This window comes from Xanthomonas sp. NCPPB 2922 (assembly GCF_041520885.1).
In the GTDB taxonomy this organism is placed as follows: domain Bacteria; phylum Pseudomonadota; class Gammaproteobacteria; order Xanthomonadales; family Xanthomonadaceae; genus Xanthomonas; species Xanthomonas campestris.
In genome coordinates this window covers 446,302-462,340 of the sequence record NZ_JBGOFY010000001.1, presented here as the reverse complement: position 1 = coordinate 462,340, position 16,039 = coordinate 446,302, and the positions used below count along the sequence as shown (strand labels likewise).

Below are 16,039 nucleotides of genomic sequence, written 5' to 3'. Positions count from 1 at the left end.
TGGCCACGCACATGCCCTCCGTAGGCGCGCGCTTGCGCGCGATGGGGTGTTACCGGGACAGCTTCATCGCGCGCGAGCGCGCTCCTACGTGATGTGCCGTCATCACGCATGGCGGCTACAGTCACGCATACGACACCTCTGCCAAACAGTCGAATCTGCGGCGCCTGGTCTGATGTCCCGGCACTCCCACACGCGTCGGCAGTCGTAGGAGCGTGCTTGCGCGCGATGGGCGTCACCGCGACAGCTTCATCGCGCGCAAGCGCGCTCCTACATGATGTGCTCCGCCGTCACGGATGGCAGTCACAGTCACGCGTGCAACGCCTCCGCTAAACAGGCAAAGCTGCGGCGCCTGGTCTGATGTCCCGGCACTCCCACACGCGTCGGCGGTAGTAGGAGCGCGCTTGCGCGCGATGGGGCGTCACCGAGACAGCTTCATCGCGCGCAAGCGCGCTCCTACGTGATGTGTACCGCCATCACGGATGGCGGCTACAGTCACGCATACGACACCTCTGCCAAACAGGCGAATCCGCTGTGTCTGGTCTGATGTCACGACACTTCCGCACGCGTCGGCGGTCGTAGGAGCGCGCTTGCGCGCGATCGGGCGTTACCGGGGCAGCTTCGTCGCGCGCGAGCGCGCTCCTACGTGGTGTGCGATGACGACAGCGTTGGTGTAGGCCGGCGTGTCGCGCACCGCGCCGCCGAGAAAGTCAGTGGCAATGGCGCCGGGCGCCAACGTGTTGACCGTGGTACTGCGCGGCCCCAGCTCCCTGGCCAGATACACGGTCACCATTTCGACCGCGTCCCAACACCAGCGCAACCCTCAGCCCTTATGCCGCAGCGCCTCCAGCACTAGGTTGAACGCGGGCGAGGAATGCCGGCGGCTGGGGTAGAACGCATGCAGGCCGGGCCAGGTGGGTGACCAGTCCTTCATCACCCAGCGCAGCCGCCCGGCCTTGATGTGCGGCCGCGCCAGGTCTTCCTGCACGAAGGCAATGCCGAATCCCTGCAGCGCCGCATCCAATGCTTCATAGATGCTGTTGAAGGTGAGCTGGCCCTCCACCCGCACTGCGATCTCGCGGCCGTCCTTTTCCAGTTCCCAGGCGTAGATGCCGCCAGCGCTGGTCATGCGCAGGTTGATGCACAGGTGCGCAGTGAGATCCTGCGGGGTCCTGGGCAGCGGCCGGCGTTCCAGATAGGCGGGCGAGGCGATCAATGCCATGCGCATGTCCGGGGCGATGCGCGCGGCGATCATGTCTTTTTCCACCTGGTCGCCCAGGCGCACGCCGAGATCGTAACGGTCGGCCACGATGTCGGTCAGGCCGTTGTCCACCACCAGTTCCACCTTGATGTCCGGGTACTGGCGCAGCAGCACCGCCAGCTTGGGCCACAGGATTTCGCGCGCGGCATAGTCGGTGGCGGTGATGCGCACGCTGCCAGCCGGGGTGTCGCGCATCTCGCTCAGCGCCGACAGCGCCTCTTCGATCTCGGCAAAGCGCGGCGCCACCGTCTGGATCAGGCGCTCGCCGGCCTCGGTCGGCGCCACGCTGCGGGTGGTGCGGGTGAGCAGGCGCAGGCCGAGCGTCGCTTCCAGCCCGCGGATGGTGTGGCTGAGCGCCGACTGCGACACCCCCAGCTTTGCCGCAGCCCGGGTGAAGCTGCCTTCCCGCACGATGGCGATCAGCGCCAGCAGGTCCTTGAAATTATCGCGCGCCATTGGTGAATCCGATTCATGCCCCGCCCCGACTGTAACAGTCCGGCAATGGGCCTGGCACGCCCGGTCGGCGATGCCCGCAGCACGGAATTCGGCCGCTGCGTGTGTCCGCGCTCCTCTGTGCGGGTGCTCGCTCCAGGCCCGTCGCATTTTTTGCAACGCCAACCTCGAAAAAAACCGCTTTGGGGCGACACGACCACGTTCGTATAGTCGAGACGCCCCCCCTCCCGCCCCCGCAACACGGGCCACGACATCGAGCACGCAGACATGCCCCAGCCCACCGCTGCGTTCGCCCTGTCCCACCACTGCAGGATCACCGCATGCTGAGTGCGGTAGCCAGCAGCGCCCCGGTTGCCTCCGGCGCACGGGCCGTGGCGCGCTGTGATGCGCTGGGCGTGGCGCCTTTCAGCGACACCTCCACCGGTCTGTTCCGCAGCTGGCTCAGCCCGGCGCATCGCGCCACCACCGAGCAGGTGGGTACGTGGATGCGCCAGGCCGGCATGCAGGTGCGCCTGGATGCGGCCGCCAATCTGGTCGGGCGCTACGAAGGCGCGCATGCGCACGCTCCGACGCTGTTGATCGGCAGCCACCTGGACAGCGTGCGCGCGGCCGGGCGCTATGACGGCCCGCTGGGCGTGCTGCTCGGCATCGAATGCGTGGCCGCGCTGCACGCGCAAGGGCGCCGGCTGCCGTTTGCGATAGAAGTCATTGGGTTCGGCGATGAAGAAGGCTCGCGCTTTCCGGCATCGATGTTCTGTAGCCGCGCGGTGGCCGGCACGCTGGATGCGGCCGCCCTGGCCGTGCGCGATCCAGACGGCGTCGACGTGGCCACCGCGCTGGCTGCGTGGGGCCTGGACGCTGCACGCCTACACGAGGCCGCGCGCGCGCCGGGCAGCGTGCTGGCGTATCTGGAAACGCATATCGAACAAGGCCCGGTGCTGGAAGCCGCGCAGCTGCCGGTTGGCATCGTCACCGGCATCGCCGCGCAACGGCGCTTTCGGCTGCGCTTCGACGGCTGCGCCGGTCACGCCGGCACCACCACCATGACGCTGCGCCGCGACGCCTTGAGCGCGGCGGCCGAAGCGCTGCTGATGATCGAGCAGATTGCGCGCAGTGGCGGCGACGATCTGGTTGCCACCGTTGGCAAGCTGGAGGTCGCCCCCGGCGCCATCAACGTCGTGCCCGGCCGCGTGGACTGCACGCTGGACGTGCGCGCCGGCGATGACCACCGCCGCGACGCTGCAGTGGCGCAGATCGAACGCGCCCTGGAGCAGGTGGCTGCCGCGCGCGGCGTTGCCATCGCCGTCGAGCCGCTGCAAGCACTGGCGGCCAGCCCCTGCGCGCCGGCATTGATCGCTCGTCTGACGCAGGCGGTCGCCGCGCAGGGCATCACACCACGGCCGCTGGTCTCCGGCGCCGGGCACGACGCCATGGTGATGGCGGCGCTCTGCCCCACCGCGATGCTGTTCGTGCGCTGCGCCGGCGGCATCAGCCATCATCCGGACGAACACGTCGACCCGGCCGATGCCGAGGTCGCCCTGGTGGTGATGCGCCATTTCATCGACCACTTCGGAGCTCCCATTGGCACCTGACCTGCGCCACCTGCACACCTTCGGCGAACTGGATCCGCCGCAACGCCTGTTGATGGGCCCCGGCCCGGTCAATGCGCATCCACGCGTGCTGCGTGCGATGGCGGCCGACCTGCTTGGCCAGTTCGACCCGGAAATGACCACCTACATGAACGAGGTGATGGCGCTGTACCGCCCCTTGTTCGGCACCCAGAACCGCTGGACCTTTCTGGTCGATGGCACGGCGCGCGCCGGCATCGAAGCCGCGCTGGTGTCGCTGGTGCAGCCGGGCGACCGCGTGCTGGTGATCAACTTCGGCCGCTTCGGTTTGTTGCTGACCGAAATCCTTGGCCGGCTCGGCGCCGAGGTCCACACCGTGGATGCGCCGTGGGGCGAGGTGGTGCCGCTGGCGGCGATTGCCGAGGCGATCGCACGCGTGGCACCCAAGCTGGTGGCCACCGTGCACGGCGACACCTCCACCACCATGGCGCAGCCGCTCGATGGCCTGGGCGCGCTGTGCCGGGCGGCCGGCGCGCTGTCTTACGTGGACGCCACCGCCACCATCGGCGGCATGGATATCGCCAGCGACCGCTGGGAGGTGGACGTGGTCACCGCCGGCTTGCAGAAATGCCTGGGCGGGCCGTCCGGCTCGGCGCCGATCACCGTCTCTGCCGCGGCAGCGGAGGCGATCTTTGCGCGGCGGCATGTCGAACGCGGCATCGTGCGCGAGGACATCGCCAACGGCAGCGGCCCACGCATCGCTTCCAATTATTTCGACCTGGCGATGATCATGGATTACTGGTCCGACAAGCGCCTCAACCACCACACCGAAGCCACCACCATGCTGTACGGCGCACGCGAATGCGCACGCGTGGCCTTGCAGGAAGGCCTGGAGGCGCGCTACGCGCGGCATGCGGCTGCCGGCCGCGCGGTTAGTGCCGGCGTGCGCGCACTGGGGCTGGAGGTGTTCGGCGACGATGCGCACCGCATGAGCAATGTCACCGGCGTGGTGATCCCGCACGGCGTCGACAGCGAAGCGGTGCGTCGGCGCATGCGCGAGGATTTTGAAATCGAGATCGGCACCGCGTTCGGACCGCTGCAAGGCAGGATTTGGCGCATCGGTGCGATGGGCTACAACGCGATGAAGCACAAGGTACTGCTCACCCTGGCCGCACTGGAAGCGGTGCTGCGCGCCGAGGGCTACGCCTGCACCCAAGGCCTGGCGGTCGAAGCCGCACGCGCCGCCTGGCATGCGGAGCCGGCTGCATGAGTGCGGCGCGCGACCTGGTCGGTTATGGCGCCACGCCGCCACCGGCGCAATGGCCAGGTGGCGCGCGCATCGCCGTGCAGTTCGTCATCAACCATGAAGAAGGCGCGGAAAACTGCGTGCTCAACGGCGATGCCGGTTCGGAGGCGTTCCTGTCGGAAATGGTCGGCGCACCCTCGCATCCGGGCGCACGCGCCATGGCGATGGAAAGCCTGTACGAATACGGCAGCCGCGCCGGGTTCTGGCGGCTGCATCGGCTGTTCAGCGCGCGCGGCGTGCCGGTCACCGTGTTCGGTGTTGCCACCGCGCTTGCTTCCAATCCCGAGGCGGTGGCCGCGATGCAATCGGCCGACTGGGAAATCGCCAGCCACGGGTTGCGCTGGATCGACTACCAGCACGTGGATGCAGCCACCGAACGCGCGCATCTGGCCGAGGCCATCGCCCTGCATACGCAAGTCACCGGCAGCCGCCCGCTTGGCTGGTATCAAGGCCGCACCAGCCCCAACACCGCGCGTCTGGTGGCCGAGGAAGGCGGCTTTGTCTACGACGCCGACAGCTATGCCGACGACGTGCCGTACTACGACCGGCGCCACGGCCGCGCGCAGCTGATCGTGCCGTACACGCTCGATGTCAACGACATGAAATTCGTCGCCTACAATGGTTTTGCCGATGGCGAGCCGTTCTTCCGCTATCTGCACGACAGCTTCGAACAGCTGCGCAGCGAAGGCGGGCGCATGCTCTCCATCGGCCTGCACGGGCGCATCGTCGGCAAGCCGGCGCGTGCTGCAGCGCTGGCACGTTTTGTCGATCACGTGCTGGCCAGTGGCGATGCCTGGGTTGCACGCCGTATCGACATCGCGCGCCACTGGCTGCAGGTACACCCGGCATGAGCATCGACACGGCCAGCATCGATCTGCCGGAGGTGATCGCCGAGGTCACCGCGGCGTTCCACGCGTATGAGCAGGCCTTGATGCACGACGATATCGCCGCGATGGATGCGCTGTTCCATGCGGCGCCAAGCACGGTGCGTTATGGCGTGGGCGAAGTGCTGTACGGCAGCGAGGCGATCCGTGCATTTCGCATCGGTCGTGGCGGCTCGCCGCAGCGCCAGCTCGTGCACGTTGCGGTGCACGGCTTCGGCCAGGATCTTGCCACCACGCATGCGGAATTTGTCCGCGACGGCAGCACCGCGCACGGCCGCCAGAGCCAGACCTGGGTGCGCTTTGCCGACGGCTGGAAAGTGGTGGCTGCGCACGTCTCGCTGCAGGGCAGCCACGCATGAGCGTGATCGATGCCAACGCGCTGGACACTGCTGCTTTCGTGGCGCGCTACCGCGCGCTGTTCGAGCATTCGCCGTGGGTGGTCGAACGCGCTGCGCGCCGCCGCCCGTTCAACGATGTGTTTGGCGGATTGATGCAGGTGGTGTACGACGCCTCACCCGACGATCAGCTGGCGCTGATCCGCGCGCATCCAGAGCTGGCCGGCAAGGCCGCAATCGACCGCACCCTCACCGCCGCCTCCGCCGCCGAGCAGGCCTCGGCCGGCCTGGACCGGCTCGACGAAGACGAATTCCACCGCTTCCACGCACTCAACCACGCCTACCGGCAGCGCTTTGGATTCCCCTTCGTGATCTGCGTGCGCCTGCAGGACAAGGCCGGAATCCTGGCCGAACTGCAGCGCCGCCTGGACGCATCACGCAACGACGAAATCGCCACCGCCCTCGCCGAGATCGGCAAGATCGTGCACCTGCGCCTGGAGGCATTGCCATGAGCCTGGCTCAACTCGAACACGCGCTGCAACACGACCTGCAACGCCTCGCCCACGGCGGCGAACCCTGGGTGCGCCCGCGCGTGCATCCGGCCGGCCATGTGTACGACGTGGTCATCGTCGGCGCCGGGCAGAGCGGCCTGGGCGCGGCCTTCGCCCTGCAACGCGAGCGCGTGCAGAACGTGTTGGTGATCGACGAAAACCCGCCCGGGCAGGAAGGCCCCTGGGTCACCTACGCACGCATGCAGACGCTGCGCACGCCCAAGCAGATCACCTCGATCGACCTCGGCGTGCCCACGCTCACCTTCCGCGCCTGGTGGGAAGCGCAGCACGGCGCCGCCGGCTGGGACGCGCTGGACAAGATTCCGCGCGGCACCTGGATGGACTACCTGCGCTGGTACCGCGCGGCGCTGCGGCTGCCGGTGCGCAATGCCACCCAACTGGTGCGCATCGAGCCAGACGCCGCGCCCGGCATCCATCGCCTGCACCTGGCGATGGGTGCGCCGCTGATGGCGCGCAAGATCATCCTGGCCACCGGCATCCAGGGCGGCGGCCAATGGCAGGTGCCGGAGTGGATCACCCAGGCCCTGCCGGCGCAGCGCTACGCGCATACCTCCGGGCCCATCGATTACGCCGCACTGGCCGGCAAGCGCGTGGGCATCCTGGGCGGCGGCGCCTCGGCGTTCGACAACGCCTGCTTCGCGCTGGACCAGGGCGTGGCGCGTGCGGAGGTGTTCGTGCGCCGCGCCGCGCTGCCGCGGGTCAACCCGATCCGCCACATGGAACAGGCCGGCATCATTCCGCGCTTCGCCGCCCTGCCCGACGCCGACAAGTACCGCATGATGGCCAGCTTCTTCGGCCGCAACCAACCGCCCACCAACGACACCTTCCAGCGCGCCTGCGCGCATGCCGGCTTTGCGCTGCACCTGGACGCGCCATGGCTGGGCGTGGAAGAACGCAACGACGCGGTGGTGGTGCGCACCCCGCAGGGCGAGCACCGCTTCGACTTCCTGGCCATCGCCACCGGCCTGGTCACCGACCCGCGGCTGCGCCCGGAGCTGGCTGCGCTATCCGGGCGCATCGCCTGCTGGGCCGACCGCTACCAGGCCCCGCCCGGCCAGGCCAATCCGGTGCTGGACGCGCACCCCTACCTGGGCCCTGGATTCGAGCTACTGCCCCGCACGCCCGACGATGCCGCCGCGGTGCACGGGCTGTTCGCCTTCAACTATTCGGCGCTGATCAACCACGGCTTGTCTGCAGCAGCGTTGTCGGGGCTGAAAGTGGCGCTGCCGCGGCTGGCACGGGCGGTGGCCGACCAGCTGTTTCTGGACGATCGCCAGGCCATGGTCGAGGCCTACCTGGGCTACGACCAGGCCGAATTCGTCGGCCAATGGCCGCAGCCCACCCAGGCGGTGGCATGAGCACGCTCTCCACGCATGTGCTCGACACCGCCGCCGGCCGGCCGGCTGCGGGCGTCGCGCTGCGCCTGTTCGCCGGCGACACCCTGTGCCTGGAGGCGGCCACCGACGCCGATGGGCGCTGCCCGGCCCTGGCCACGCTGCACCTGGCCGGGGGCCGCCACCGGCTGGAATTCGACGTGGCCGGCTACTGGCAGGCCAGCGGCACCGCGCTGGCCGACCCGCCGTTCCTGGAGATGGTGCCGATCGTCTTCAACCTGGGCGAGCATGGCCATTACCACGTGCCGCTGCTGCTGTCGCCTTACGGCTATTCCACGTATCGCGGCAGCTGATCTGCGCCGGTGTGGGCCGCGTCACCGGCGCAAGCGGCACCGACCACACGCCCGGTTTCACCGCGCGCCCGTAGAATGGCCGCTTTCCGGCACTGCGCCGGAGCTCCGGAACCGCCATGATTCACAACGATGTACTGCGCAGCATCCGCTACATGCTCGACCTCAGCGACGACAAGGTGGTGGAGATCGCCCAGCTCGCCGACCCCGCGTTCGCGCTCGACAAGCCGCAGGTGCAGGCCTGGCTGAAGAAGGAAGACGAGCCCGGTTTCGAGCCCTGCACCGATGCGATGCTGGCGCGCTTTCTGGATGGCCTGGTGCTGCGCTTCCGCGGCCGCGACGAAAGCCAGCCGCCGCGCCCGCTGGAAACCCGCGTCGGCAACAACCTGGTGCTGAAGAAGCTGCGCGTGGCCTTCGAACTGAAGGACGTGGACATGCACTCCATTTTCGCCAACGCCGGTTTCCCGCTGTCCAAGCCGGAACTGTCGGCGCTGTTCCGCCAACCCGGCCACAAGAACTTCCGCCCCTGCGGCGACCAACTGCTACGCGCCTTCCTCAAGGGCCTCACCGCCCGCATGCGCGAAGCCGGGTAAGCCTCCGACCAGCAGACGCCTGCTCAACCGGCAGGCGGCCATGTGCGTGGAACCGGCATGGACGACGCGTACATTCCGGTCCCTTCGCAGCATTGCACCCTCTGACCGCCGCTGACGGCGTCTCGCGGCCGCCCCAACGCGACCTGCCGGGCAACGGCCGTTGCGGGTGATGAAGCTCGGCACGCCAGTGCGCCGCCCCTGCACGCATCGCAGTGTGCGAGAAGAGAGCAATGCACCCACGCTGCGACACGCATGACCTCGATGCAGCCTGATGACACGGCCACATCGCCAGGTCGATGTGCTTGCTCAGGCAGCCGCCACCAGACGCGGGCGACGTGCATCCAGGCGGAACACCGAGACCGCTTCGCTCAGTTCCACGGCCTGTTCTTCCATCGCACGTGCCGCGGCCGAGGCTTCTTCCACCAGCGCGGCGTTGCGCTGGGTGGTTTCGTCCATGTCGTTGACCGTGCGTGCCACCTGTTCGATGCCGGACGACTGCTCGCGCGACGCCGCAGAAATCTCCGCGATCAAGGTGGTGACCTGCTGCACCGACTGCACGATCTGCTGCATGGTCTGCCCGGCCTGCTCCACCCGTGCACTGCCGCGTTCGACGCTATCCACCGAGGCGTCGATCAAGTGCTTGACCTCCTTGGCGGCACCGGCCGAGCGCTGCGCCAGCGCACGCACTTCCGAGGCCACTACCGCAAATCCACGGCCCTGCTCGCCGGCGCGCGCCGCTTCTACCGCGGCGTTCAGGGCCAGGATATTGGTCTGGAACGCGATGCCGTCGATGACGCTGATGATCTCGGCGATCTTCTTTGACGACACTTCGATCTCACCCATCGTCTCCACCACGCTGCCCACCATGTCGCCGCCACGGCCGGCGATGTCGGCTGCTGCCTGCGCGCCGCGACTGGCCTGCTGCGCGGTGTCGGCGTTCTGCCGCACGGTCGAGGTGAGTTCCTCCATCGAGGCGGCAGTTTCTTCCAGGTTGGCGGCCTGTTGTTCGGTGCGTTGGGCCAGGTCGGCATTGCCGGCGGCAATTTCCGCCGAAGCAGTGCGGATGGTCTGCGCCGCCAGCGTGATGTCGCCGACGATGTCGGTGAGCCGCTGCACGGTGGCGTTGGCATCGTCACGCATGCGCGCGAATACGCCTTGCTGGTTGCCGTGCATGCGCGCGGTCAGGTCGCCGTCGGCAATGGCCTTGAGCAACTGCGACAGCTCGCCCAGGTTGTGGTCCACGTTGTGCATGAGGCCATTGAGGCCTTCCACCATGCCGCGAAATTCGAACTGATACGCCTGCGCATTGCCGCGCGTGGCGAAGTCGCCGGCTGCCGCGGCCTCGACCAGCCCGCGGATTTCGCCGTTGATGGCGGCCAGGTTGTGCTTGGTGGTGTCCATGGCTTCGGTGATGCGCGCCTTTTCGCCCGGCAAACGCGGCATGTCCACCGACATGTCGCCCACCGCGTAATGCTGCATCACCTGCAACATGTCGCCGATCAGGCCCACCTGCGCACCCACCAGGCCATTGGTGTCGCCCACCATGCGGCCGTAGGCACCCGGGAATGCGTCGGCGTCCATCCGGTAGCTCATTTCGCCGGCTTCATGCCGCTGCGCCATGTCGGCCTGCGCGCTGGAAACATCGGCGAGCGTGCTGACCACCTGGGTCATGGCCTGGCCCAGCAGGCCGATTTCATCGCGGTTGCCGATCACCGCACGTGCGGCCAGATCGCCGGCCGCCACCGAACGCGCCGCGCGCGCCACGATTTCGATCGGGCGCACGATGGAGCGGCGGATCCACCAGCCCAGCACCACCACCAGGCACAGCGCCGCGGCAATCGTCGCCACGCCGGCATACACCAGCTTCTGCTGCGCTGCCTGGGCACTGGCGAGCACCGCGGCGTCGGCCAGCGTCTTGGCGCGGGTCACCAGTGCCTCCAGGGCCTGGCTGGGCGCGCGGTCCTGCCCCTTCACCAGCGCATCGCCCACCTGGGTGTCATAGCCGGCATCGGCGAACTTGCCCAAAGCGGCTTCGTAATGCGCCTGCAGGGTCAGATGCGCCTTGGCGAATTCCTGCGCCAGCGCGTGTGCCTGCGCATCCGACAGGGTCTTGGCCAGCGCTTCGGTACCGGCCTGCACCTTGCTGCCCTGCGCGCGGAAGGCGCTCAAGTGTTTGTCCAGCTGCGCCGGGTCGCGGCCGCGGATCAACACATTCTTCCATTCCTGCACCTGCATGCGGAAATCGCGGGTGACCTCTTCGCTCGCCGATGCCTGCGCCACTTCCAGCGGCACCTTGCCGGACAGGCTCAACCACGCGGTTCCCAGGCCCCCGAGCGCGCACAGCAGGATGATCGATAGACCCAGCGCGAGCGCGCCAAGCAATTTGCTTTGCAGACTGATGAAGCGGGAGGACGGGGAGGACATACCGGAGATTCACTGGAGGATGTCTTGTTGATATCGACGCCTCTGTCTGGCACTGAAGTCTGCGGCAGGCCACGGCGGACGGGCCACGGACACCGGGTGGGTCAGTCCCGGACACGGCCGGTCATCGCCCGCGCCACCCCGCCCCCAGTATCCTTGCCGCGCATGAGTGACCCTGCCTTTCCGATTTCCCCGCTGCTGCCGCAGATCCGCGACAGCCTCGCCGCCCATCCGCGCCTGGTGCTGGAAGCGCCGCCCGGCGCCGGCAAGACCACCCAGGTGCCGTTGGCGCTGCTGGATGCCCCCTGGCTGGCGGGCCGCAGCATCGTGATGCTGGAACCGCGCCGGGTGGCCGCGCGCAGCGCCGCGCTGTTCATGGCGCGCCAGCTCGGCGAGCCGGTCGGCGAGACCGTGGGCTACCGCATCCGCTTCGAGAACAAGACCTCCGCGCGCACGCGGATCGAGGTAGTCACCGAGGGCATCCTGACCCGCATGCTGCAGGACGACCCGATGCTGGAACGCGTGGGCGCGCTGCTCTTCGACGAATTCCACGAACGGCATCTGGCCGGCGACCTGGGTCTGGCGTTGGCGCTGGATGTGCAGAGCCAGGTGCGCGAGGACCTGCGCATCGTGGCGATGTCGGCCACGCTGGATGGCGAGCGCCTGGCCAGTTTTCTCGATGCCCCGCGGCTGAGCAGTGCCGGGCGCAGCTACCCGGTGGAAGTGGCGCATTTTCCAGCGCGCCGCGACGAAGCGCTGGAGCCGCAGACCCGCCGCGCGGTGGAACATGCGCTGGCCACGCATCCTGGCGACGTGCTGGTGTTCCTGCCCGGTCAACGCGAGATCGCACGCGTGCAGGCGGCCTTGCAGGACGCGCTGGATCCAGCAATGCAACTGCTGCCGCTGCACGGCGAGCTGCCGGTGGAGGCACAAAGCCAGGTGCTGCAGCCCGACCCGCAGGGCCGGCGCCGCGTGGTGCTGGCCACCAACGTGGCAGAGTCGTCGGTGACGTTGCCGGGCGTGCGCGTGGTGATCGACAGCGGGCTGGCGCGCGAGCCGCATTACGACCCCAACAGCGGCTTTTCGCGGCTGGACGTGACCAATATCGCGCAGGCCTCGGCCGATCAACGCGCCGGCCGCGCCGGGCGCGTGTCCAGCGGCTGGGCCTACCGGCTGTGGCCGCAATCGCAGCGACTGGAGCCGCAGCGCCGCGCCGAGATCACCCAGGTGGAACTGACCGGCCTGGCGCTGGAACTGGCGGCCTGGGGCAGCGATGCGCTGCGCTTCGTCGATGCCCCGCCCAGCGGCGCACTGGCCGCCGCGCGCGAGCTGTTGCAGCGGCTGGGCGGTTTGAACGCAGGGGGCGGTATCACCGCGTTGGGACGGCGGATGCTGGCCCTGGGCACGCACCCGCGCCTGGCCGCACTGCTGGCACAGGCCGGCACATCGGCGCGGCTGGCGCTGGCCTGCGACCTGGCCGCACTGCTGGAAGCCCGCGACCCCCTCCGCCAGGGCGGCGACGGGCTGGCCGCGCGCTGGCGGGCGCTGGCTGCGTTCCGCCAGGGCCGCACTGGCGCGGACGCCAACCGCGGTGCGCTGGCCGCGATCGATGCCGCCGCCAAACAATGGCGCCGCCGCCTGCGCTGCGATGCCACCCCACCCACCAGTGTGGAAGCACATGCGCTGGGCGATCTGCTCTCGCATGCGTTTCCGGACCGCATCGCCGCACGCCACCCCACTGACCCGCTGCGCTACCTGCTGGCCAATGGCCGCAGCGCGCGCCTGTTCGACCACAGCGACCTGCGCGGCGAGCCGTGGCTGGTGGCCAGCGAATTGCGTTACGAAGCCAAGGACGCCTTGTTGCTGCGCGCCGCACCGGTGGACGAAGGCTATCTGCGCCAGAGCGTGCCCGAGCGCTTCGTGCAGCAGGACGTGGTGCAGTGGGATGCCGACAAACGCGCACTGGTTGCACGGCGGCAGTCCAGCTTCGACCGCATCGTGCTGGACAGCCGCCCGGCCGGCCGCGTCGACCCGGCCCAGGCCGCCGCCGCACTCACCGAGGCGGTCCGCCAGCTCGGGCTGGACGCCTTGCCGTGGACCGATGGGCTGCGCCAGTGGCGCGCGCGGGTGGTGTCGCTGCGCGCATGGATGCCGGAACTCGGCCTGCCGGACCTCTCCGACACCGCACTGCTGGCCTCGCTCGACCACTGGCTGCGCCCGGCGTTCGCCGGCAAGACCCGGCTGGATGCGCTGGACGAAGCCAGCCTGGGCGATGCACTCAAGGCCGCGTTGCCCTGGGAGCGCCGCCAGGCCATCGACCGCCACGCGCCCACCCGCATCAGCGTGCCCTCGGGCTTGGAGCGCGCCATCACCTACGCGCTGGATCACGACCAGCAGCCGCTGCCGCCGGTGCTGGCGGTCAAACTGCAGGAGCTGTTCGGCCTGGCCGAAACCCCGCGCGTGGCCGATGGCCGCATCCCGCTCACCCTGCACCTGCTCTCCCCGGGCGGGCGGCCGTTGCAGGTGACCCAGGACCTGAAGAGTTTCTGGGCCACCACCTACCCGGACGTCAAAAAGGAAATGAAAGGCCGCTATCCACGGCACCCCTGGCCAGACGATCCCTGGACCGCCAACGCCACGCATCGGGCCAAACCCAGGGGCACCTGAGGCGATCGTGCGGCTGCATGGGCGCAGGGATGCGTGCCGTGCGATGCGTGCGCAAACCTCGGCAAACTGTGGCCTGAGCGTCAGGCAACGCGGCGCGTATTACGAGTCCGGACTTTGCCCGTGCGCAAAAGCCTCGATTTTGTTTTGGCACGCGCCACGCGGATAGCGCCACGTACCCTTGTGCAGCTGCAGAGCGCCGCGCTTGCCACGATAAAACTGCGGTCCGCAGCGTGCTCTGCCCCACGCCAACCGCCGTCCCCGGCCAGCGCTGCCGAGCAGCCCGCCGCGCGCCAATCCTAACCGCGAGCAAAACGCGCGCGGCCGCGCTAACACTGCCTATACGCGCCAGCGCACAGACTGCGCCCCACGATACTCAGAAAGGAAACGCCCCCAATGAGCAAGCTGACAGTGATCACCGAACGCGCCCTGGAGCGTGCCCTGGAACTGGCAGGCAATGCCGGCGACCACCTGCGTCACGCGGCTTCCAATGCGGGCGACCAGGCACGTCATGCCGGCAGCAGCCTGCGCCACTTCGGACCCGGTGCCAGCGAGTGGTTGAAGACGGGCGCAGCGCTCGGTGCCGTACGCACCGGCGGCAAGGTTGCCACGCGGCTGGTCAAGCGTAATCCGGCCGTCACGGTCGCCGCAGCGGTCGCTGGCCTCGGCCTGATCGGCTATGCGGTGTATCGCAAGCGCAAGCGCGATCAGGAAGTGCTGGGCGGCAACGTGCATCGTCTGGACCGTGAGCACGCGAGCAATGCCAATGCCCGTCGCGCCGCGTACCAGCGCCGCGGTGCAGTGACACCGAGCGACGGCATCGAATAATCGGCCGCGCTGTAACACCCTTTAACGCCACGGCTGACACCGTGGCGTTTTTCGTTGTGGCACCGGATGTTTCCGGCGGTCTAGGGACGCACGTGCGTCTTCGTTCTTGCGGCTTGGTTCCGGCGTCTAGCGTCTTCAGCTCAGCGGTGAGTCGCAAGACACTGCATGCAAGCTGGCAGCCATTTGCGCGGCCAGGCGCCATCCGGTGACCGTACGGCACTGGCAACGCGGAGCAGCGTCGTGCATCGACCGCGCAATCAGCACTGTTCGCGCCTGTACGCCCGACGGCCTTCTCAGCGCAACGGTTGCACGTGACCAGGATGACGCAGGCCTCGACCGATCAACGCGCCGGCCGCACCGCACGCGCGTCGTCCACGCGCCACTGCCCGGGCTGTAGCGACGCCAGCGACCACGCACCGATAGCCACCCGCACCAGGCGCAAGGTGGGCAGGCCCACCGACGCCGTCATGCGCCGCACCTGGCGGTTGCGTCCCTCGGTGATCTGCACTTCCAGCCAGGCATCGGGCACGGTCTTGCGCACACGCACCGGCGGATCGCGCGGCCACAACGTCGGTGCGCACTCCAGCCTGCGTACGTTGGCCGGGCGCGTCGGGCCGTCGTTGAGCAGCACGCCATCGCATAGCGCCTGCAGCTGTGCCGCATCCGGGTCGCCTTCCACCTGCACCCAATACGTCTTGGGCTGCTTGTGGCGCGGGTCGGTCAGCCGATGCGCCAGCGGGCCATCGTCGGTGAGCAGCAGCAGGCCTTCGCTGTCGTGGTCCAGGCGCCCGGCCGCGTACACCTGCGGCGGCAGGCCGAACTCGGCCAGCGTGCGCTTGGGTGGCGTGGAGCGGTCGCTGAATTGCGACAGCACACCGTACGGCTTGTTCAACAGCACCAACATCGGAGCCCATCCAGGCAGATCGCGGAAGGCGACATGATCGGGCAATCGGCAGCGCGTGGGAAATCGCGGGCAGCACATGGAGCTGCGGTGCGCAACCCACATCTCAGGGAACGCGCTGACGACAGTGACGCAGCAGCTGTTCCCTTGTTCCCGAAGACACTACGCCCTCTGGGAGGTCCCTGAAGGCACAGCATGTGCGATCGCTTCAACCAAGCACTCATGCTCGCGGCTGCTGATCGGCCGTTACCCCGCATTGCCGATCCTTAGCGAAGTGTCGGTGATACAGGGTACGGCGTAGCTCAGCGGCTGTGCACGTGCAACCAATATCTACGGCTCATGCGGTTTGCGAATTGCGAATTACGACTTGCATCAGTGAGCAATTCGTCGATCTCATTGCAAGACGCCTTATAGGCGCACTGATGAGTCACAAAAGTACCCGGCAATGCGCAGCACTCACCACGCCCTGAGCCAATTCAAAGCAACAAAAATGGCGCAGACACGCACAGCGCCGCACCACTTACCAACTGCCATCAACCCAGCAGAAGCTGCGCCAGCCCATTGGCCGGCGC

General features: G+C 68.4%; 14 protein-coding genes. 10 read left to right on the top strand and 4 right to left on the bottom strand.

Annotated features, from left to right (window positions below; all coding sequences use genetic code 11):
• Positions 1-604: 604 nt before the first annotated feature.
• Together ACD584_RS01975 and ACD584_RS01970 are read right to left on the bottom strand one after the other, a co-directional pair.
• Complete coding sequence (locus tag ACD584_RS01975; RefSeq protein ID WP_343124421.1) at positions 605-787, bottom strand: hypothetical protein; 183 nt, start codon at positions 785-787, stop codon at positions 605-607.
• Positions 788-820: 33 nt separating this feature from the next.
• Positions 821-1,714 (bottom strand): LysR family transcriptional regulator, encoded by an 894-nt coding sequence (locus ACD584_RS01970; protein WP_016944922.1) that lies wholly within the window; start codon positions 1,712-1,714, stop codon positions 821-823.
• Positions 1,715-2,031: 317 nt separating this feature from the next.
• Between ACD584_RS01970 and ACD584_RS01965 the strand changes: the two genes are divergently transcribed.
• From ACD584_RS01965 to ACD584_RS01930, 8 genes are all read left to right on the top strand, one after another.
• Positions 2,032-3,303: an allantoate amidohydrolase gene (locus ACD584_RS01965; protein WP_076037437.1), complete on the top strand. Its 1,272-nt coding sequence runs from the start codon at positions 2,032-2,034 to the stop codon at positions 3,301-3,303.
• On the top strand, positions 3,293-4,549 hold the full coding sequence (locus tag ACD584_RS01960) for an alanine--glyoxylate aminotransferase family protein (protein ID WP_076037438.1): 1,257 nt from the start codon (positions 3,293-3,295) through the stop codon (positions 4,547-4,549). Before ACD584_RS01965 ends, ACD584_RS01960 begins: the two co-directional genes overlap by 11 nt.
• On the top strand, positions 4,546-5,436 hold the full coding sequence (puuE, locus tag ACD584_RS01955; RefSeq protein ID WP_076037439.1) for an allantoinase PuuE: 891 nt from the start codon (positions 4,546-4,548) through the stop codon (positions 5,434-5,436). The genes ACD584_RS01960 and puuE overlap by 4 nt, the downstream gene beginning before the upstream one ends.
• A complete protein-coding gene (hpxZ, locus tag ACD584_RS01950; RefSeq protein ID WP_076037440.1) occupies positions 5,433-5,828 on the top strand; it encodes an oxalurate catabolism protein HpxZ in 396 nt (131 codons plus the stop codon). Before puuE ends, hpxZ begins: the two co-directional genes overlap by 4 nt.
• A complete protein-coding gene (gene uraD / locus ACD584_RS01945; RefSeq protein ID WP_070689418.1) occupies positions 5,825-6,316 on the top strand; it encodes a 2-oxo-4-hydroxy-4-carboxy-5-ureidoimidazoline decarboxylase in 492 nt (163 codons plus the stop codon). The genes hpxZ and uraD overlap by 4 nt, the downstream gene beginning before the upstream one ends.
• Positions 6,313-7,734: an FAD-dependent urate hydroxylase HpyO gene (gene hpyO, locus ACD584_RS01940; RefSeq protein ID WP_076037441.1), complete on the top strand. Its 1,422-nt coding sequence runs from the start codon at positions 6,313-6,315 to the stop codon at positions 7,732-7,734. Before uraD ends, hpyO begins: the two co-directional genes overlap by 4 nt.
• Positions 7,704-8,063, top strand: a complete 360-nt coding sequence (gene uraH, locus ACD584_RS01935; protein WP_076037442.1) for a hydroxyisourate hydrolase — start codon at positions 7,704-7,706, stop codon at positions 8,061-8,063. The genes hpyO and uraH overlap by 31 nt, the downstream gene beginning before the upstream one ends.
• Positions 8,064-8,179: 116 nt before the next feature.
• Positions 8,180-8,653, top strand: a complete 474-nt coding sequence (locus tag ACD584_RS01930; RefSeq protein ID WP_014509376.1) for a DUF1456 family protein — start codon at positions 8,180-8,182, stop codon at positions 8,651-8,653.
• A gap of 306 nt (positions 8,654-8,959) precedes the next feature.
• Here ACD584_RS01930 and ACD584_RS01925 read toward each other — a convergent pair whose 3' ends face one another.
• Entirely contained in the window at positions 8,960-11,077 is a 2,118-nt protein-coding gene (locus tag ACD584_RS01925) for a methyl-accepting chemotaxis protein (RefSeq protein ID WP_175611731.1), read from the bottom strand.
• Positions 11,078-11,239: 162 nt separating this feature from the next.
• Here ACD584_RS01925 and hrpB point away from each other — a divergent pair, with 162 nt between their 5' ends.
• Both hrpB and ACD584_RS01915 read left to right on the top strand, forming a co-directional pair.
• The gene (hrpB, locus tag ACD584_RS01920) at positions 11,240-13,741 is read left to right on the top strand and encodes an ATP-dependent helicase HrpB (protein ID WP_175611732.1); all 2,502 of its coding nucleotides are present in this window, start codon (positions 11,240-11,242) and stop codon (positions 13,739-13,741) included.
• A 393-nt stretch (positions 13,742-14,134) separates the two neighbouring features.
• Entirely contained in the window at positions 14,135-14,566 is a 432-nt protein-coding gene (locus tag ACD584_RS01915) for a hypothetical protein (protein ID WP_011035529.1), read from the top strand.
• A gap of 340 nt (positions 14,567-14,906) precedes the next feature.
• Here the strand turns inward: ACD584_RS01915 and ACD584_RS01910 are convergent, their stop codons facing one another.
• Positions 14,907-15,470: a pseudouridine synthase gene (locus tag ACD584_RS01910; protein ID WP_050911967.1), complete on the bottom strand. Its 564-nt coding sequence runs from the start codon at positions 15,468-15,470 to the stop codon at positions 14,907-14,909.
• Between the last annotated feature and the right edge of the window lie 569 nt (positions 15,471-16,039).